Source organism: Streptomyces sp. NPDC047974 (genome assembly GCF_040653375.1).
Taxonomy (GTDB): Bacteria; Actinomycetota; Actinomycetes; order Streptomycetales; family Streptomycetaceae; genus Streptomyces.
In genome coordinates this window covers 1-18,714 of sequence record NZ_JBEZNU010000049.1, presented here as the reverse complement: position 1 = coordinate 18,714, position 18,714 = coordinate 1, and the positions used below count along the sequence as shown (strand labels likewise).

Sequence of the window (18,714 nt, the reverse complement as noted above, 5' to 3'; positions counted from 1 at the left end):
CTCCGGTAATTCGAAAAGGCGACCGGAGGTTCGCACGAACCGTTCGGACGAATTCACCGGCGAAATGTCGGCGGAGTCCGCGCGCCGCTCCCTCACCGTTCCCTTACACAATGCTTACGCTGACCGGACGCCGGAGAACGGAACACGGGGCGGAGGCACCGATGAGGACCGAGGCTGCGGCCATCGCGGCGGAATCGGGCGGACGGGAGCGGCTCGGCCGGATCCTGATCGACTGGCTCACCACCACCGACCACAAGAAGATCGGTCACCTCTATCTGGCGACCTCCTTCACCTTCTTCCTGTTCGCCGGGGTCCTCGCGATGGCGATGCGGGCGGAGCTGGCGCGGCCGGGGATCGAGTTCCTCTCCCCCGAGCAGTTCAACCAGGCCTTCACCCAGCACGGCACGATCATGCTGCTGCTCTTCGCGACCCCGACCTTCGCGGGCTTCGCCAACGAGCTGGTGCCGCTCCAGATCGGCGCGCCCGACGTGGCCTTCCCGCGCCTGAACATGTTCTCGTACTGGCTGTTCCTGTTCGGCGGCCTGATGGTGGTCGGCTCCTTCCTCACCCCGAGCGGACCGCCCGACTTCGGCTGGACCGCCTACGCCCCGCTGAACAGCGCGGTCCGCTCCCCGGGGATCGGCGCCGACCTGTGGATCATGGGGCTGACCCTCTCCGGCTTCGGCACGATCCTCACGTCGGTGAACTTCCTCGCCACGATCATCGGGATGCGGGCGCCCGGCATGACCATGTTCCGGATGCCGGTCTTCACCTGGAACGTGCTCTTCACCGCGGTCCTGGTGCTGATCGCCTTCCCCGTCCTCGCGGCGGCGCTGCTCGCCCTGGAGGCGGACCGCCGGTTCGGGGCCCTGACCTTCGCCCCCGGCAACGGCGGGGCGCTGCTCTGGCAGCACCTCTTCTGGTTCTTCGGCCACCCCGAGGTCTACATCATCGCCCTGCCGTTCTTCGGCATCATCAGCGAGATCATCCCGGTCTTCGCCCGCAAGCCGATCTTCGGCTACCTCAGCCTGATCGCCGCCACCATGACGATCACGGGTCTGTCGGTGGTGGTCTGGGCGCACCACATGTTCGCGACCGGGGCGGTGCTGCTGCCGTTCTTCTCCTTCCTGTCCTTCCTGATCGCGGTGCCGACCGGGGTCAAGTTCTTCAACTGGACGGGGACCATGCTGCGGGGCTCGCTCTCCTTCGAGACCCCGATGCTGTGGGCGACCGGCTTCCTGGTGTCCTTCCTCTTCGGCGGCCTGACCGGGGTGATCCTGGCCTCGCCGCCGATGGACTTCCACGTCACCGACTCGTACTTCGTCGTCGCCCACTTCCACTACACGGTCTTCGGCACGGTCGTCTTCGCGACCTTCGCCGGCTTCCACTTCTGGTGGCCGAAGTTCACCGGCCGGATGCTCGACGAACGGCTCGGGAAGATCCACTTCTGGACCCTCTTCACCGGCTTCCACCTCACCTTCCTCGTCCAGCACTGGCTGGGCGCGGAAGGCATGCCCCGCCGCTACGCCGACTACCTGGCGGCCGACGGCTTCACCACCCTGAACACCCTGTCGACCATCGGCGCCTTCCTCCTGGGCACCTCCACCCTGCCCTTCCTCTACAACGTCTGGCACACCTGGCGGTACGCCCCGAAGGTCCGGGCCGACGACCCCTGGGGCTACGGCCGCTCCCTTGAGTGGGCCACCTCCTGCCCGCCGCCGCGCCACAACTTCACCTCCGTCCCCCGCATCCGCTCGGAGTCCCCCGCCTTCGACCTGCACCACCCGGAGTTCGCGGACTACGAGCGGACGCGGATCACGAGCCCGCCGCCGGGCCGGTAGCCCCGGCGGCGGGGCGGCGTCAGCGCAGGCCGAGTCGGCGCAGGGTGCGGCCCGCGCCGGCCTTGGCGGTGTAGGCGGCGTCGAAGGCCCGGCCGGTCCAGGCGTGCCGGGCGGCGGCCGCCGGGGAGTGGGCGCGGCGGGGTGCGGCGCGGTCCACGAGCTCGGTCCACAGCTGCTCGTGGCGGGCGGCGATGCGGGCCGGGTCGAAGCGTTCCGCCGCCGCGAGGGCCGCCCGGCCCGCCTTGGCCCGCCGCTCCTCGTCGGCCATCAGCTCGCCGAGCGCGCGGGCCACCGCGCGGGGGTCCCCGACGGGGACGAGCCGGCCGTCGACGCCGTCCTCGACGATCTCGCGCGGCCCGTGCGGGCAGTCCGCGGCGACCACCGGGAGGCCGCACCGCATCGCCTCCACGATCGTCATGCCGAAGGCCTCCCGCTCGGAGGTGACGGCCGCGATCGAGCCCTTCGCCCACTCCGGCTCCATGGGGTGGACCTGGCCCATCAGGCGGACCCGTCCGCCGAGGCCGAGGGCCTCGATCTGCCGGGTCAGCGGCGCCCTCAGGTCCTGCGCGGCGTCCCCGCTGCCGTAGATCCGCAGGCTCCAGTCGGGGTGGTCGCCGGCCAGTTCGGCGAAGGCGTCGACGAGGACGTCGAAACGTTTGACCCGGGTGAGCCGGCCGGCCGCGACGACCACCCGGGACGAGGGGTCGGCGGATGGCACGGCGGGCGCGGGCACCCCGTTGGGCACCGACTCGACGCGGACGGAGCCGGGCAGCCCGAGCCGCCGGTAGGACCGCGCGTCGGCCTCGGTGACGGTGGTGACGAGGTCGAGGAGCGCGTACTCGTGGGCGATGTCCCGGCGCAGCCGGCGGCTGTGCCCGTCGAGGACGAGGTGCTCCTGGGCGACGAGGACGGGCCCCGGCCCCGCCTGCCGGGCCAGCTGGACGTTGAGCCCCGGCCGGGTGCCGACGAGGACGTCCGCCGCCACCCCGCGCAGCAGGTCCCCGATCCGCGCGTCGGTCAGCGCGCTGTACTGCTTCCACCGGCCGTCGCCGCGCGGGAAGACGCGGGCGGGGCGGTGGGCGTCGGGGTGGTCGCCGTCGTATTCCGGCGAGTCCTTCCGCAGGTCGACGAGGTGACGGAGGGTCACCCCCGAGGGAAGGCCGAGCCGGGGCCGGTCACGGTGGCGGAAGACCGAGACGATCTCCACCTCGTGCCGTTCCGCGAGTTGTTCGGCGAGCGTGAACGTGGTCCGGATCGTGCCGCCGTAGTGATAGCCGTTGTGGAGCAGGAAGGAGATACGCATCTGCCGGTTCCCCCCGGTCAGTTGGTAGGTCGGGGCGACTGTACTGCTCCGGCGGCGGCGCTCCTCACGGCCGGTAACCGAGCTGGGGGACGACCGCGCAGTTCCGCGTCATCTCCCCCTGGCTCACCCAGCCGCGCCCGTCCCGCCAGCGGGCCACGGAGAGGCAGGTCTCGCGGGCGGCGGGCGGCCGCTCCAGGTGCTCGAAGCGGACCGGGAGCAGCAACCCCCGTGCGGTGTACGGCTCCTGGCGGTTCAGATACGCCTCGACGCACGTCCGGGTGAGTCCGCCCCGGTCGGGGCGGTCGAGACAGGAGCGGGCCGCGTCGGTGAACCACATGGCGGCCGCCCAGCCCTCCAGCTGCCACTGGGAGGTCTCCCGCTCCCCCATCGCGGCCCGGAAGGCGCGGACCGCGGGGTGCCCGGTCTCGTCCATGTTGCGGCTCGACCCGGTCACCCAGAGGGAGTCACGGCAGCCGGGCGCGCGGGCGTGGTCGCGGGCCACGGAGGAGGACCAGTTCTGCACGTTCGTCACCTTGGCGTCGACGCGGACGCCGAGCGCCTCCATCGCCTCGCACAGCCGGACGTTGCCGTGCGCGTCCAGCGCGTCGAACACCAGGTCGACGCGGCGTTCGCGCAGATCGGCGGCGACGGCCCGGAAGTCCGGCAGGACGAAGTCGACCCGCTCGTCCACGACCCGGTAGCCCTCCGCGCGCAGCCCCCGGGCGACGAGCCGGGCGTAGGCGGCGGAGGCCGGCTGGTCGTACGCGACGACGGCGGCGGTCCGCGCCCCGCGCTCGCGCGCGAACCACCGGTACACCTCGGTCCCCCCGTACAGGGTGCCGTCCCAGCCCGGCGAGGCGCCGGTGCGCGGGGCGGAGCTGCCGTAGAGCGAGTAGAGGTGCGGATAGGTCTCGTAGGCGGGGGTGAGGGGCTGGCCGCCGACGTCGGGCACGCCGGCCCGGGAGACGAGCGGGGCGCCCGCGTAGTCGAGGGCGGTGGTGGCGACGAGGGCGAAGACCTTCTTCTCGTCGAGGAGTTCGCGGACGCAGGCGGTGTTGCCGACGCCGCTGCCGCCGTCGTCGCAGGTCTCGACCTCGACCCGGCGCCCGTCGAGCCCGCCGGCGGCGTTCAGGGCGTCGAACCAGGCGCGGGCGCCGTCGCGCGGGCCGGTGAGGGCGGCACCGCCGACCGGGCTGGTGGCGCTGGTGATGATGCCGACGCGGAGCGGCTCACCGCCGGAGGGGTGGGCGGTGGGCCGCGTCCCGAAGGCGCGTTCCGGGAGCCTGCTGCCGCATCCCGCGAGGAGGAGCAGGAGGAGGACCAGCAGCAGGGCCGGGAGCCGCGCCGCGGCCGTCTCAACAGCCTTCGACGGTGACACCGCTGAGCTGCACCAGACCGCACAGGGTCTTCACGGAGACCTTCCAGGTGCCGTCCTGGAGCACCGCGGTGCCGTGGGCGCCGGGCACCACCGGGTTGCCGCCGACGAGCAGGTCGTAGGTGACGTCGGCGCCGGTGGCGGAGGTGAACGCGACCCCGGTCACCTCGGCGGCCGTCATCGCGGCCTGCGGGTTGCCGGCGAAGGCGTCCAGGACGGCCTCCATCTCCTCGCCGTTCTCCAGCAGCTCCGCCCGCTCGTCGGCCGGGGTGTCCGCGTCGAAGAAGGCCGCCCAGTTCCGGGTGATCTCCTCCTTGGCCGCGGCGGGGTCGTCGGGCTCCTCGGCACCGGGCTCCTCGGCACCGGGCGGCTGAGCCGTCATGCCGGGCGGGGCGGTGGTGGTGACCTGGTTGCCGGTCGCGGGCTCGTCGTCGGAGCAGGCCGCGACGGCCGGGGTGAGGAGCAGCACCGCGGCGGCCGCGAGGGCGGCCGCTCGTCGCCTGAGAACCATCGGGCTCACCACCGTTCGGCGTCGTGCTTCCAGGGTCGGACGATACGGAGCGGAGCGCAAGAATACGGGGCATAGTCGGAGGAAAGGGCGGAGGTCTCGCGGTGCCGACGGCACGGTTCCTGCTGTGGGGCGGCCTGGTGGCGGCCGCCGGGGGCGCGCTGCTGTGCGTCCTCGGCTGGTACGGGATCTCGGGCGAGCGCTTCGCCGAACGCCAGCTCCCCTACCTGGCCTCGTGCACCGTGCCGGGAGCGGCGCTGATCGTGGCGGGCGCCGTCCTGATCGGCACGGCGGCGACGCGTACCCCCGCGCGGCCGGCCGGCTCCCTGCGCCCCGGGGCGGACCCGACGGACCCGGACACCGCCGTCCCCTCCTCCGGGGAACCGCCGCTGCGCGTCCCCGGCGGGACGCTGGCACACCGCCCCGACTGCCCGCTGGTGGCCGACCGCGCGGACGCGGTGCCGGCCGCCGGGGACCCGGCGCTCGCGCCCTGCCCGGTGTGTGAACCGTGGCCTCCCTGACCTACGAGCTGACGCTGGCCGGCCTCGCGGTCGGCAGCGCGGCGGCGCTCACCGGCATCGGCCTGATCGTCACCCACCGGGCGACCGGCGTGCTGAACCTCGCGCACGGCGCGGTCGCCATGATCTGCGCGTACGTGCTCCGTCAGCTGGTGGTCGCATGGGGCTGGCCGCTGTGGCCTGCGGCCCTGCTGACCCTGTTCGTGGTGGCGCCCGGTCTCGGTCTCGTCCTCGACCGGGCCGTCTTCCGCCCGCTGGCCCGGGCGGGCGCCGGTCCCGCCCGCACCCTGGTCGCCTCCACCGGCGTCTTCGTCCTCCTCGTGGGCGCGGCCGTCCTGCTCTGGGGCGCCGGGGCACGGAACGACGCGCCCGTCCTGCTCGGCGACGATCCCTGGCTGCAGCTGGCGACGGTGGTGACGGTGGCCTGCCTGGTCACGGCGGTGACCCGGTGGACCCGCTTCGGGCGGGAGCTGCGGGCGGTGGTCGACAACCGCCCGCTGGCCGTCCTCGCCGGGGTGGACGCGGACCGGATCGCCGCGGCCGGCTGGGCGTTCGGCGCGTTCACCGCCGGGCTGACGGGCGTGCTGCTCGCCCCGTACGTCCGGCTCGACCCGTACGGCCTGCCGCTGCTCGTGGTCGAGGTGATGGCGGTCGCGGTCATCGCCCGGATGCGGTCGCTGCCGGTCGCGATCGGCGCGGCGCTGCTGATCGGGGTGACCCAGGCGCAGCTGACCCGCTTCCACCCGGAGGGCTGGGCGGAACCGCTGCTGCGCTCGGTGGGGGCGAACCTCTTCGTCCTCGCGCTGCTGGTCGCGGCGCTCGTCCTGCCGGGCATCGGCGGCAAGGGCCAGGACGCGCTGCCGCCCCCTTCCCGGGCGACCCGCACGCCCCCGGCGGTCTGGCCCCTCGCCGCCGTCTGCTTCCTCCTCCCCCTGGTGGCGGGGGGCACCGACCTGCGCACGGCGGTCCAGGTCCCGGCCCTCGCGATCGTCCTCCTCTCCCTGGTGGTCGTGACGGGCCGCTCGGGCCTGCTGGCCCTGGGCCAGGCGGCCTACGCGGGCCTGGGAGCCCTCTTCACCACCCTCTTCACGACGGCCGGCGTCCCACCCCTCCCGGCCCTGGCCCTGGCGGTGCCCCTGACGGGAGCGGCGGGCCTGCTGACGGCGGGCCCGGCGATCCGCCGCCACGGCCTGGCGCTGGCCCTCGCGACCCTGGCGGTCGGGGTGGCGGTCAGCCGCTTCGTCCTCACCCAGCCCTACGCCACGGCGGACCTGGCCGCCCCCGCCCGTCCCGGCCCCTTCGCCACGGACCGCGCGTACTACGCCCTGGAACTCGTCCTGCTCGCCCTGGCCCTCCTCCTGGTGGCGGCCCTCCGCCGGGGCCGCACCGGCCGCGCGCTGGCGGCGCTGCGCGACCACGAACCCGCCGCGGAGGCCGCCGGCATCCCCGCGACCCCCCTCAAACTCCTGGTCTTCACCCTGGCCGCCGCCCTGGCGGCCCTGGGCGGCGGCCTCCTCACGATGGCCACCCAGGCCTTCGACCCCACGGCGTACGACCCCCTGCGCGGCCTCCTCTGGTTCGCCGCGGTCATGGTCCTGGGCGCGGACAACCTCCTCACCCCCCTCCTCGCGGCCCCCCTCCTGCTGACCACCGACACCACGACCCCCGCCGCCCTGGCCGCCCTGGCCCTGGGCCTCCTGGCCACCCAGACGGGCCGCCTCCCCCCGCTGACCGCCCTCCTGAACCCGCCCGAGGGCCGGAGAACCCCGTACGACCGACCGACCGCACGGGGTTCCCCGGCCCCGTCCGGCCCGTCGGCCGGCACTCCCCGGACGCACCCGGCCGCGGACCGGGAATCCCCCCACGGCCCGCCGGCCGAGCGGCTCGTCGCCGAGGGGCTCTGGTTCACGCACCCCGGCGGGGTGACGGCCCTGAGGGGGGTGGGGCTCGTGCTGCCGACCGCCGAGGTCACCGCGCTGGTGGGGCCGAACGGCGCCGGCAAGAGCACCCTCTTCGACTGCCTGGCCGGCGCGGCCCGCCCCCGCCCGGGCGGCCGGGTCCTCCTGGACGGCCGGGACGTCACGCGCCGCCCCGCCCACGCCCGGGCGCGCCTCGGCCTCGCGCGGACCTTCCAGCGGCCGGCCCTGTTCCCGTCGCTCTCCGTGGAGGAGAACGTCCGCGTCGGCGCCGAGCACGGCCGCCACCGCGGCCACCCGGCCGCCGCCACCGAACGCGCCCTCCGGCTCGCGGGCCTGGCCGGGCCCGTGCGCCACCGCCGCACGGCGGGCCTGCCGACGGGCCTGCTGCGCCGCGTCGAGCTGGCCCGCGCGCTCGCGGGCCGCCCGCACACCCTGCTCCTGGACGAACCGGCCGCCGGACTGGACGCGGCCGAGGCCGAGGCCCTGTCCCGGCTCCTGGCCGCGCTCGCCGCCGACGGCCTGACCGTCCTCGTCGTCGAACACGACCCGGACCTCGTCGCCGGCACGGCCGCCACCGTCCACACGATGGAGGGAGGCAGGCTCCGCCCGTGACCACCGAGATGGAGCTGCGCGGCGCCCGCGTCCGCTACGGCCCCCTGGAGGCCCTGCACGGCCTGGACCTCCCGGTCCCCGCGGGCACGGTGACCGTCCTGACCGGCCGCAACGGCGCCGGCCGCACCACCGCGCTGCGGGCCCTCGCCGGGACGGTACGGCTCTCGGCCGGCCGGGTCCTGTGGCGCGGCGAGGACGTCACCGCGCTGCCCCCGCACGAACGCGCCCGCCGGGGGCTGTGCTTCGTACCGGACCGGGGCGCCGTGTACGAGGGCCTGACCGTCGCCGAGAACCTGGCCCTCGCGGGCCCGGCCGCCCCGGTCCCGTACCCGGCCCTCGTCCCGCTGCTCCCCCGCACCGCGGGCACGCTCTCCGGCGGCGAACGCCGGATGCTGGCGGTGTCCCGCGCCCTGCTGCGCCCCGCCCGCGTGGTCCTGGTCGACGAGGCGGCCCTCGGCATGGCCCCGCCGGTCGCGGCCCGCACCTACGCCCTGCTCGCCGCCCTCGCCACCGAGACCGGCGCGGCGGTGCTCCTCGCCGAACAGCGCGTCCCGGACGGCCTCCCGCCCGGCACCCTCCTCCACCGACTGCGCCGCGGCACCCGCGTCTTCAGCGGCGAAGCGGCCGAGGAACACCGCCCCGCCGCCTAGCGGCTCGGAGCCGGCCCGCTCAGAGCGGTGCGATGCGCAGCATCATGCCGACGTACAGGCGGTTCGGGTCGGGGCCGATGACGGTCCTGTTGGCCTCGTAGAGCCGCTGCCAGCCGCCCTTGACCGCGAAGCGGCGGGCGATGCCGGCGAGGGTGTCGCCGGGCTGCACGGTGTGGGCGCGGCCGCTGAGCCCGTACCGCTTGGAGCAGACCGGCCAGGCGCCCCAGCCCTGCACGCGCAGGACGTCCTCGGCGACGGTGATCTGCTGCTGCCGGGTGGCGAGGTCGGCGCGGCGGGCGTACGCGAGGCCGCCGTACTCGATCCAGGTCGGCTGCCAGAACTGGAGGCCGCCGTAGTAGCCGTTGCCGGTGTTGACGTCCCAGCGCCCGCTGCTCTCGCACTCGGCGACGCAGCCCCAGGGCCACTGGTCCTCGGCGCAGGCGTACGCGGGCGCGCCCGCCGGTCCCGCCGACGGTGGCGGCGGCACCGCCCCGACGCCGCCGGTCCCGCCGACGGCGCCCTGGGCCGCCTCCACGGCGGCCGCCGCGTCGGCGAGCGCCTCCGCGACCGCGCCCGCCGCCGCGTCCGGCAGCACGGGCACCGCCGGTCCGCCGGGCGCTCCGGGCGCTCCGGCCGTGCCGGGCCCGTCGTCGCCGGGCGCGGCCAGGGCGACGGGCGCCTGGTGGAGGGCGAGCAGCGCCGCCGCGGAGGCCGCCGCGAGCGAGCCGGCCGTCCAAAATCGGATCATCGACATCGCCGCAGGCTAGGTCGGCCGCCCGGGCCCCACCCCCGTGCCGCGCGGAACACTGTTCACTTCCCACCCGGTCGGAGTCACCCCCGCCACCGCCCCCCGCCGGAGGCACCGCGGCGCCCGTCCCCGGGGCTCCCGCACGCGCCAGTGGCAACTTGCCTCGCTTCCGCGCGTGACCCCGCCCGCGCCTGACCCGTTGAACTCGGCATGAGACGCCCGGGAAAGGCCCGGGGTCCGTCCTTACCGAATCCAGGGAGCCCTCCGTGCCGCGCATGCTCGACGTCAGCGAGGACGTACGCGCCGAGATCGGCGACGAAGAAGCCGACCGGCTGCTCGCCGGCGACAACGCCCCGGGCAGCTACGACTGCACCTCCTGCCGCACGCCGGGCGACTCCGAGCAGGAGCGCACCTCCACGGTGCTGTTCGTCGGCGAGGAGACCGCGGTCCTCGCGTTCGCCCACGCCAGCTGCATCCCGTCGCAGGTGGTCCAGGTCGCCGAGGACCAGCTCCAGGGCGCCGTCGCCTCCATCACGGCCGCCGACGCCGCCGACGCCCTCTCCGCGGCCCACCCCGAGCAGGCCGTGCTCGGCGTCACCAGCGGTCTCGTCCTGATCGACGGCGAGCTGCACCCGGCGCTGGTCGTGGAGCCGACCGCGCCGGTGGCCCGCCCCGGTTCCGGCGGGCTCACCGACGAGTTCCTGTCGCTCCTCTCCGAGCAGGGCTTCCACCCCGTCGAGGACCTGAACACCAAGCCGGCCGCGCTGCCCGGCTGGTCGGTCCTGGTCGCCATGGGCCAGCTGCACTCGGTGCTCCAGCCCGGCGCGGGCGGCGCGGGCCAGTCGGCCTGGTGGCAGGCGCACCAGCCGCTCCAGGTCACCGAGGGCTGGCGCGCGGCGGCCAACAAGTCGCACACGGTGCTCGTCTTCGCCGCGCCGGTCGGCTCCATCGGCCAGCAGCCGCGCGAGGACCTGCTGCGGGACGCCCTGGAGAAGGCCGCGGCCAACGGGCGCCTGGTCGCCGCCGCGATGCCGCTGGCCGGGACCTGATGGACGCCGGGCGTCCGGGGATAGGGCCGGTGCGCGGGCCGGGGATCCCGACCGTCCCCCGTCCCCGGCGGGCCCCTCTTTCGGAGAGCCGCCCGCATCCGACGGACGGCGGGGTCGTTGGCACCTACGTGCACCCATACGACCCTTTCCCCCAGCCGTATCCGAGTCCGATCCCCGCCATGCGCCCGGCGCAGGACGTTCCGGCCGGGTACTCGGCGACGCCGATCTTCGATGCCCTGTACTCGGAGTACCGCCGGTCGTTCCGCACGCTTCCGGGTGACCGCAGCGGCGAGGAGGAGCTGGCGTTCCGGGCCTTCGGCACGGCGATGAGCACGGGCCTGTCCGGCTTCACCGGCCTCTCGGGATTCCACGGCCAGCACCACGCGGCGTATCCGTCGGCCTGGTCGGGCCCCCAGCACCACCCCCCGCAGGCGGCGCTGCCGCCGGGGCCCCGCCGCAGCCTCTGAGCGCGGCCGGGGCAGCAGGAACGGCCGAGGGCCGGAGTCGTCCGCGTACGGTACGGCTCCGGCCCTCGGCCGTGTGCACGGCGCGGGTTGCTTCCTCCCGCGTTCCTTCTTCTGCCGCGTTACTTCTTCTTGCCGCGCTTCTCGCGCACGCGGACCGAGATGTGGATCGGGGTGCCCTCGAAACCGAACTCCTCGCGCAGCCGGCGCTCGATGAAGCGGCGGTAGCCGGCCTCCAGGAAGCCGGAGGCGAAGAGCACGAAGCGCGGCGGCTTGGTGCCGGCCTGGGTGCCGAAGAGGATGCGGGGCTGCTTGCCGCCGCGGACCGGGTGCGGGTGGGCCGCGACCAGCTCGCCGAGGAAGGCGTTGAGCCGGCCGGTGGGGACGCGGGTCTCCCAGCCGGCGAGGGCGGTCTCGATCGCCGGGACCAGCTTCTCCATGTGGCGGCCGGTCTTGGCGGAGACGTTGACCCGGGGAGCCCAGGAGACCTGCTGCATCTCGGTCTCGATCTCGCGCTCCAGGTAGTAACGGCGCTCCTCGTCGAGCTCGTCCCACTTGTTGTACGCGATGACGATGGCGCGGCCGGACTCGACGGCCATCGTGATGATCCGCTGGTCCTGCACCGAGATCTGGTCGGTGGTGTCGATGAGGATGACCGCGACCTCGGCCTTCTCCACGGCGGCGGCCGTACGGAGGGAGGCGTAGTAGTCGGCGCCGGCCTGGAGGTGGACCTTCTTGCGGATGCCGGCGGTGTCGACGAACTTCCAGGTCACGCCACCGAGCTCGATGAGCTCGTCGACCGGGTCGCGGGTGGTGCCGGCCAGCTCGTTGACGACCACGCGGTCCTCGCCCGCCACCTTGTTCAGGAGGGAGGACTTGCCGACGTTGGGGCGGCCGATGAGGGCGATGCGGCGGGGGCCGCCGATCGCCTTGCCGAAGGTCTGCTCGGGGGCCTCGGGCAGCTTCCTGAGGACCTCGTCGAGGAGGTCGCCGGTGCCGCGGCCGTGCAGCGAGGAGACCGGGAACGGCTCGCCGAGGCCGAGCGACCAGAGCATGGCGGCGTCGGCCTCGCCGGACTGGCCGTCGACCTTGTTGGCGGCGAGGACGACCGGCTTGCCGGCGCGGCGCAGGAGCTTGACGACGGCCTCGTCGGTGTCGGTGGCGCCGACGGTGGCGTCCACGACGAAGAGGCAGGCGTCGGCGGCCTCGATGGCGTACTCGGCCTGGGTGGCGACGGAGGCGTCGATGCCGAGGACGTCCTGCTCCCAGCCGCCGGTGTCGACGACCTTGAAGCGGCGGCCGGCCCACTCGGCCTCGTAGGTGACGCGGTCGCGGGTGACGCCCGGCTTGTCCTCGACGACCGCCTCGCGGCGGCCGATGATGCGGTTCACCAGGGTCGACTTGCCGACGTTCGGACGGCCGACGACGGCGAGGACGGGGAGCGGCCCGTGGCCGGCCTCCTCGATCGCCACCTCGACGTCCTCGATGTCGAAGCCCTCTTCCGCGGCGAGCTCCATGAACTCCGCGTACTCGGCATCGCCAAGTGCCCCGTGGTCGTGCTGGTCGTTCATGAAGTCCGTTCCTTGATCATTCGTGGTCGGTGGTCCCGGCGGCCGGAGCCGTGGTCCCACTACTGAAGTGTCACTCAGCGCCCGGTGAGGCGCCTGGCGTTTTTCAGGTGGCCGGTGAGGTGCTCCTGGATGCGGAGCGTGGCCTCGTCGAGCGCCTTGCGGGTACGCCGCCCGCTGCCGTCACCCGCTTCGAAGGCCTCCCCGAAGACGACGTCCACCCGGCTGCGGAGGGCCGGCAGCCCCTTCACGAGCCGTCCGGGCCGCTCGGTGCTGCCGAGGACCGCGACCGGGACGATCGGGGCGCCGGAGCGGACGGCGAAGTAGGCGAGCCCGGCGCGGAGCGAGGCGAAGTCGCCCTCGCCCCGGGTGCCCTCGGGGAAGATCCCGAGGACCCCGCCCTGTTCGAGCACGCCCAGCGCGTTGCCGATCGCGTTCCGGTCCGTGGACTCGCGGTCGACCTTCAGCTGGCCGATGCCGTCCAGGAAGCTGCCCAGCGGTCCGACGAACGCCTCCTTCTTGATGAGGAAGTGCACGGGGCGCGGGGCGGTGCCCATGAGCATGGGGCCGTCGATGTTGTGCGCGTGGTTGACGGCCATGATGACGGGTCCGGTGGCCGGCACCCGCCAGGCACCGAGGACGCGCGGCTTCCAGAAGCCGTACATCAGTCCGATGCCGATGCGGCGGCCGACCGCGGCGCCCTTCGCGGACGGCTGGGTCACTTGACGGCCGCCCTCTTCTCCTCCACCAGGGTGACGACGCACTCGATGACCTGGTCGAGGGTGAGCTCGGTGGTGTCGACCTCCACCGCGTCCCCGGCCTTGGCGAGCGGGGAGGTCTTGCGGCTGGAGTCCGCCGCGTCCCGCTTGACCAGGGCCTCCTGGGTGGCCCGCACGTCGACGCCCTTCAGCTCGCCGGAGCGGCGGGCGGCGCGGGCCTCCGCCGAGGCGGTGAGGAAGACCTTGAGGTCGGCGTCGGGGAGGACGGTGGTGCCGATGTCCCGGCCCTCGACGACGATGCCGCGCTCGGCCTCGCGGGCGATGCGGCGCTGGAGCTCGGTGATGAGCGCGCGGACCTCCGGGACGGCGCTGACCGCGCTGACCCGGGAGGTGACCTCCTCGGTGCGGATCGGTCCCGCGGCGTCCACGCCGTCCACCGTGATGGTGGGGCGGGACGGGTCCGTGCCGGAGACGATGACGGGCTTGCCGGCGGCGTTCGCCACGGCCTCGGCGTCGTCCACGTCGACCCCGTTGCCGATCATCCACCAGGTGATCGCCCGGTACTGGGCGCCGGTGTCCAGGTAGTCGAGACCCAGCTTGGCGGCGACCGCCTTCGAGGTGCTCGACTTGCCCGTGCCGGACGGGCCGTCGATGGCGACGATCACGGATTCCACGGTGGGTGACCTTCCTGGGTGGGCGGGGCCCCGGCGACAGCCCGGACCCCTACAAGGTTACCGAGTCCCCGAACCCGCCCGTGCCCCGTCCCCGCGGGCCCCCCGCCCGCCGTCCCCGCGGGCCCGCGTCCCCCGGAGGAGTCAGGGCGTGCGGAGGGACCACCCCTGGGACTGCAGGGAGTGGGAGAGGGCCGGGGCGGCCTTGGGGTCGACCATGAGCTGGACCAGGCCCGCCTGCTGGCCCGTCGCGTGCTCGATGCGGACGTCCTCGATGTTGACGCCCGCCCGCCCGGCGTCCGCGAAGATCCGGGCCAGCTCCCCGGGCCGGTCGCTGATGAGCACCGCGACGGTCTCGTAGGCGGTGGGCGCCGCGCCGTGCTTGCCGGGCACCCGCGCGCGCCCCGCGTTCCCGCGCCGCAGCACGTCCTCGACGCCCGCCGCCCCGCCCCGCCGTTCCTCCTCGTCCGAGGACTGGAGGGACCGCAGCGCCCGCACCGTCTCGTCGAGGTCCGCCGCGACCCCGGCGAGGACGTCCGCGACCGGTCCGGGGTTGGCGGAGAGGATCTCCAGCCACATGCGCGGGTCCGACGCGGCGATCCTCGTGACGTCCCGTATCCCCTGCCCGCAGAGCCGTACGGCCGACTCCTCCGCCTCCTCCAGGCGCGCCGCGACCATCGAGGAGACGAGCTGCGGGGTGTGGGAGACGAGGGCGACCGCCCGGTCGTGGGCGTCGGCGTCCATGACGACGGGCACGGCCCCGCAGAGCGCGACGAGTTCCAGCGCGAGGTTGAGCACCTCGGTGTCGGTGTCCCGGGTCGGTGTGAGGACCCAGGGCCGGCCCTCGAAGAGGTCGGCGGTGCCCGCCAGCGGGCCGGAACGCTCCTTGCCGGACATCGGGTGGCTGCCGATGTACGCGCCGAGGTCGAGGCCCGTCGCCTCCAGGGCGCGGCGCGGCCCGCCCTTGACGCTGGCCACGTCGAGGTAGCCGCGGGCCGCCCCGGCGCGCATGGCGTCGGCGAGCGTGGCGGCGACGTGCGCCGGCGGCACGGCGACGATCGCGAGGTCCACCCGGCCCTCGGGCTCCGCGTCGGTGCCCGCGCCGAGCGCCGCCGCGGTCCGGGCGCTCGCCGGGTCGTGGTCGCGCAGGTGGACCGTGACGCCCCGGCCGGCGAGGGCGAGTGCGGCGGAGGTGCCGATCAGTCCGGTTCCGATGACGAGCGCTGTTCTCACGGGGGGATGTCCTTGGGGCGCGGCAGGGCGAGGGCGGTAAGGGGCCAGCCTAGTCAGCCCGGGGACGGCACGCGCGCGTGCGCCCGCCCTGCGAGACGCGCGGGGCGGGCGCCGCGTGCGGCCCGACGGCGACGGCCGAGGACCGGCGCCGTCAGAGCTTCTGCGCCCGGATGATGTCCTCCAGCGACCCGCCCTGCGGCAGCGATCCGCCCGGCGTCAGCTTGTCGACGGCCTGCGGCAGCGACTGCGCGATCTCGTCGGCGGCCTGCTGCGGTGTCACCCCGGCGTCCTGGGCGACCTTCTGCAGGGTCTCGTCGGGGAGCGCCCGGGCGATCTGGGCGCCGTCGACGGGCTTGTTCTCGCCGGTGCCGATCCAGGACTGGGCCTGGTCGGCGAGGCCGGACTTGGTGAGCATGTCGAGCAGTCCGCCGAGCGGGTTCTGGCCGTTGCCCCCGCCGCCCGCGCCCCCGCTCCCCTGCCCGCCGCCCGCGAGCGCGCCGAGCAGGGAGCCGAGGATGCCGCCGGCACCGCCGCCCTGTCCGCCGCCTCCGCCGAGCAGGGAGCCGAGGAGACTGCCGAGATCGTTGCCCGCCATGGTGGTTCCGCCTTTCGTCCGTACACAGCCCCGATCGCCTCAATCTCATGCATACGGGGTGATTCCGCCACCCGGTGCGGGCGCGGGTGCCGAGCGGGTAGAAAGGGCGGATGCTGCTCCATGTCGTACCGCTGGACGAGTGGTCCGCGGACCCCGCCCTCCCCTACGCCCCGCCGTCGCTCGCCGCCGAGGGCTTCGTGCACTGCTCGCCGGACGAGCAGGCGGCGCTCGCGATCGCCGACGCCCACTACCGGGACGCGCCGGGCCCGCTCCTGGTGCTGGTGATCGACCCGGCCCTGCTGTCCGGGGAGGTCCGCTGGGAGGGTTCGGAGGACCGGCTCTTCCCGCATGTGTACGGGCCGGTGGAGCGGACGGCGGTGACGGCCGTCCTGGAGGTGCTGCGGGACGCGGACGGCCGTGCGGGGGAGTTGGCGCCCTGGGTGTAGTCCGGGCCCGGCGTGTTGCGGGGGCGGCGGCGCGGCCGGCGCGAAGCTGGGCCGTATGACCTCACGGACGACACGGACGACCCCGACGGCACCGACGGCACCGACGGCACCCCGCCGGACGGTCCTGCTCGCGGCGGCCGCCCTGACCACGGCGACCGCGGCGACGACCACCGGCTGCGGCTCGGACGACGGCGGAGGCGGCGGTACGGAGTCGAGCGCCCCGACCCCGGCGGAGACCACCGGCACCCCGCTGGCGAGCACCTCGGAGATCCCGGTGGGCGGCGGCACCGTCTTCGCGGACCGCAAGGTGGTCGTGACGCAGCCCAGGAAAGGCGAGTTCAAGGCGTTCTCGGCGATCTGCACCCACCAGGGCTGCACGGTGAACAAGGTCGCGAGCGGCACGATCGACTGCCCCTGCCACGGCTCGAAGTTCGGCATCGACGACGGAGCCGTGAAGGCCGGCCCGGCGCCGCGGCCGCTGCCCGCCGAGGAGATCACCGTCTCCGGGGAGACGATCACCCTCGCGTAGCCTGGCCGCCATGACCGCCGTGGACACGACCCCCGAGGCACTGGTGCGCGAGCACACCGTCTACGCCTGTGTGATGGGCTCGCGCGCCTTCGGACTGGCGACCGAGGACAGCGACACCGACACCCGGGGCGTCTACCTCGCGCCGACGCCGCTCTTCTGGCGCTTCGACAAGCCCCCGGCGCACGTGGAGGGCCCGGCCCCCGAGCAGTTCAGCTGGGAGCTGGAACGCTTCTGCGAGCTGGCCCTCCGCAACAACCCCAACGTCCTGGAGTGCCTCCACTCCCCCCTGGTCGTCCACACCACCGAGTGGGGCCGCGAACTCCTCGACCTGCGCGGTGCCTTCCTCTCCCGCCGGGCCCACGCCGCCTTCGTCCGGTACGCGGTCGGCCAGCGCCGCAAGCTGGAGGCGGACGTCCGCCAGTACGGCCACCCGCGCTGGAAGCACGCCATGCACCTGCTGCGGCTGCTCGGCAGCTGCCGGGACCTGCTGCGCACGGGCGAGCTGCGGATCGACGTGGGCGCGGACCGGGAGCGGCTGCTCGCCGTCAAGCGCGGCGAGGTCCCGTGGCCGGAGGTCGAGTCCTGGATGAACCGCCTCCAGGACGAGTCCGACACCGCCCTCGGCGCCAGCCCCCTGCCGCCCGCGCCCGACCACGCGCGCGTGCAGGACCTCCTGATCCGCGCCCGCCGCGCATCCGTCTGAATATTCACGACAAATAGGGGATGAATCCCCTGAACACCCTCTTCCGGCGCCTTCCATAAAGGGCGTATTTGCCCCTCCTTTACTCTCTTTTTTCAAGATCACGAAGTGTTACCCTGCCCCCCGCTGATTGGTTTTTCTTCACACAGGGGGGGACGTGCAACGTTTCCGTAGACGTGGATTGCCGACGACCTTGGCCGTCGCATTCCTGGCTGGGGCACTGCCCAGTACAGCCATAGCCGTGGAAAGCAAGGGAGGGCCGCGGCTTCCGGAACTCCAGCAGCCGCCGGCGGTCGCGGTTTCCGCGGCGAAAATAGGCGGCAAGAAGAAGCCGGACGCTGCCGCGGTTTCCGTGACGGACCGGAAAAAGGGGGTCCACTGGCCTTCCGCCGGATCTGCCGAGATTCGACTGGACGACGGCGGGGGCCGGGCAGGCGACCTTCCGGTCAGCCTCCGCCCGGGGGCCGCCGGCGTCGCCACCCGGACGGGTGGGGACCAGCCCTTCCGCGTCGGGCAGAGCCGGACGCCTCAGAGCGTGCGGGTCTCGGTCGCCGACCGGAACGCCACGCGCAAGGCCGGCATCGACGGTCTGCTGATGACCCTGGGCAGCACCGACGGCGGCCCTGTCAGCGGTTCCGTGGACGTCAAGGTCGACTACAACGCCTTCCGTCACGCCTACGGCGGCGACTACGCCGCCCGGCTGCGGCTCGTGGAACTGCCGGCCTGTGCGCTGACCACTCCGGACGCGGCGCAGTGCCGTGTCCAGAAGCCGCTGAAGACCCGCAACGACCTGAAGGCCGGCACGCTCTCCGCCGAGGTGCGGCAGCCGTCCGGCACCCTCTCGGGCACGAAGGCCGGCCCCACCGGGGCGAGCACGGCCCTCGCCTCCTCCGCCACCGTGCTGGCCGCCACGGCGAGCGCCGCCGGTCCCACCGGCGACTTCAAGGCGACACCGCTCCAGCCGTCCGGCACCTGGAGCGCCGGAGGTTCCACCGGCGCCTTCTCGTGGACCTATCCCATCGACGTGCCGACGGTGCCGAGCGAGCTCGAACCGAGCATCGCCCTGCAGTACAACTCGCAGAGTGTCGACGGTCGTACGGCCGCGTCGAACAACCAGCCGTCGTGGATCGGTGACGGCTGGAACTGGGAGCCCGGGTTCATCGAGCGTCGTTACAAGGCGTGCAACGACGACAAGACCGGTGGGACGAACACCACGCGCGTCGGTGACCTGTGCTGGTTCAACGACAACGCGGTCCTCAACCTGGG

18 protein-coding genes and 1 pseudogene are annotated in these 18,714 nt (G+C 74.3%); 10 read left to right on the top strand and 9 right to left on the bottom strand.

Features of this window, described 5'->3' with window-relative positions; all coding sequences use genetic code 11:
- Positions 1-161 precede the first annotated feature (161 nt).
- Positions 162-1,841, top strand: a complete 1,680-nt coding sequence (gene ctaD / locus AB0E19_RS35985; RefSeq protein ID WP_362188536.1) for a cytochrome c oxidase subunit I — start codon at positions 162-164, stop codon at positions 1,839-1,841.
- A gap of 19 nt (positions 1,842-1,860) precedes the next feature.
- On the opposite strand, the gene AB0E19_RS35980 is transcribed toward ctaD, so the two are convergent.
- The 3 genes from AB0E19_RS35980 to AB0E19_RS35970 form a co-directional block, all read right to left on the bottom strand.
- On the bottom strand, positions 1,861-3,144 hold the full coding sequence (locus tag AB0E19_RS35980) for a glycosyltransferase (RefSeq protein WP_362188533.1): 1,284 nt from the start codon (positions 3,142-3,144) through the stop codon (positions 1,861-1,863).
- A 64-nt stretch (positions 3,145-3,208) separates the two neighbouring features.
- Positions 3,209-4,522: an ABC transporter substrate-binding protein gene (locus AB0E19_RS35975; RefSeq protein ID WP_362188530.1), complete on the bottom strand. Its 1,314-nt coding sequence runs from the start codon at positions 4,520-4,522 to the stop codon at positions 3,209-3,211.
- A complete protein-coding gene (locus tag AB0E19_RS35970; RefSeq protein ID WP_362188527.1) occupies positions 4,500-5,030 on the bottom strand; it encodes a hypothetical protein in 531 nt (176 codons plus the stop codon). The genes AB0E19_RS35975 and AB0E19_RS35970 overlap by 23 nt, the downstream gene beginning before the upstream one ends.
- Before the next feature lie 101 nt (positions 5,031-5,131).
- Between AB0E19_RS35970 and AB0E19_RS35965 the strand changes: the two genes are divergently transcribed.
- From AB0E19_RS35965 to AB0E19_RS35955, 3 genes are read left to right on the top strand one after another with little or no spacing between them, the layout of a single operon-like run.
- Positions 5,132-5,548, top strand: a complete 417-nt coding sequence (locus AB0E19_RS35965) for a hypothetical protein (RefSeq protein ID WP_362188524.1) — start codon at positions 5,132-5,134, stop codon at positions 5,546-5,548.
- Positions 5,536-8,076 (top strand): ATP-binding cassette domain-containing protein, encoded by a 2,541-nt coding sequence (locus AB0E19_RS35960; protein WP_362188521.1) that lies wholly within the window; start codon positions 5,536-5,538, stop codon positions 8,074-8,076. The genes AB0E19_RS35965 and AB0E19_RS35960 overlap by 13 nt, the downstream gene beginning before the upstream one ends.
- Positions 8,073-8,726 carry an ATP-binding cassette domain-containing protein gene (locus tag AB0E19_RS35955; RefSeq protein ID WP_362188517.1) on the top strand — a complete coding sequence of 218 codons (654 nt, stop codon included), beginning with the start codon at positions 8,073-8,075 and terminating at the stop codon, positions 8,724-8,726. The genes AB0E19_RS35960 and AB0E19_RS35955 overlap by 4 nt, the downstream gene beginning before the upstream one ends.
- Positions 8,727-8,745: 19 nt before the next feature.
- Here AB0E19_RS35955 and AB0E19_RS35950 read toward each other — a convergent pair whose 3' ends face one another.
- Positions 8,746-9,480: a transglycosylase family protein gene (locus AB0E19_RS35950; protein ID WP_362188514.1), complete on the bottom strand. Its 735-nt coding sequence runs from the start codon at positions 9,478-9,480 to the stop codon at positions 8,746-8,748.
- Between the two features lie 260 nt (positions 9,481-9,740).
- On the opposite strand from AB0E19_RS35950, the gene AB0E19_RS35945 reads away from it, so the two are divergent.
- Entirely contained in the window at positions 9,741-10,523 is a 783-nt protein-coding gene (locus tag AB0E19_RS35945) for a hypothetical protein (protein WP_362188511.1), read from the top strand.
- Between the two features lie 179 nt (positions 10,524-10,702).
- On the top strand, positions 10,703-10,990 hold the full coding sequence (locus AB0E19_RS35940; RefSeq protein WP_362188508.1) for a hypothetical protein: 288 nt from the start codon (positions 10,703-10,705) through the stop codon (positions 10,988-10,990).
- Positions 10,991-11,109: 119 nt separating this feature from the next.
- Here the strand turns inward: AB0E19_RS35940 and der are convergent, their stop codons facing one another.
- From der to AB0E19_RS35915, 5 genes are all read right to left on the bottom strand, one after another.
- Positions 11,110-12,558, bottom strand: coding sequence for a ribosome biogenesis GTPase Der (gene der / locus AB0E19_RS35935; protein ID WP_362188505.1), 1,449 nt, complete (start codon positions 12,556-12,558; stop codon positions 11,110-11,112).
- 74 nt (positions 12,559-12,632) lie between these two features.
- Entirely contained in the window at positions 12,633-13,220 is a 588-nt protein-coding gene (locus tag AB0E19_RS35930) for a lysophospholipid acyltransferase family protein (protein ID WP_362188559.1), read from the bottom strand.
- A gap of 53 nt (positions 13,221-13,273) precedes the next feature.
- Complete coding sequence (gene cmk, locus AB0E19_RS35925) at positions 13,274-13,948, bottom strand: (d)CMP kinase (protein WP_362188502.1); 675 nt, start codon at positions 13,946-13,948, stop codon at positions 13,274-13,276.
- A gap of 141 nt (positions 13,949-14,089) precedes the next feature.
- Complete coding sequence (locus AB0E19_RS35920) at positions 14,090-15,178, bottom strand: prephenate dehydrogenase (RefSeq protein ID WP_362188498.1); 1,089 nt, start codon at positions 15,176-15,178, stop codon at positions 14,090-14,092.
- A gap of 151 nt (positions 15,179-15,329) precedes the next feature.
- Entirely contained in the window at positions 15,330-15,773 is a 444-nt protein-coding gene (locus AB0E19_RS35915) for a YidB family protein (RefSeq protein WP_362188495.1), read from the bottom strand.
- Between the two features lie 110 nt (positions 15,774-15,883).
- Here AB0E19_RS35915 and AB0E19_RS35910 point away from each other — a divergent pair, with 110 nt between their 5' ends.
- The 4 genes and pseudogenes from AB0E19_RS35910 to AB0E19_RS35895 form a co-directional block, all read left to right on the top strand.
- Positions 15,884-16,219, top strand: a complete 336-nt coding sequence (locus tag AB0E19_RS35910) for a DUF952 domain-containing protein (RefSeq protein WP_362188492.1) — start codon at positions 15,884-15,886, stop codon at positions 16,217-16,219.
- 55 nt (positions 16,220-16,274) lie between these two features.
- Complete coding sequence (locus tag AB0E19_RS35905) at positions 16,275-16,748, top strand: Rieske (2Fe-2S) protein (RefSeq protein ID WP_362188489.1); 474 nt, start codon at positions 16,275-16,277, stop codon at positions 16,746-16,748.
- 10 nt (positions 16,749-16,758) lie between these two features.
- Complete coding sequence (locus tag AB0E19_RS35900; protein WP_362188486.1) at positions 16,759-17,451, top strand: nucleotidyltransferase domain-containing protein; 693 nt, start codon at positions 16,759-16,761, stop codon at positions 17,449-17,451.
- A 532-nt stretch (positions 17,452-17,983) separates the two neighbouring features.
- Positions 17,984-18,714 (top strand): annotated as a pseudogene (locus AB0E19_RS35895) (hypothetical protein); the annotation flags it as partial.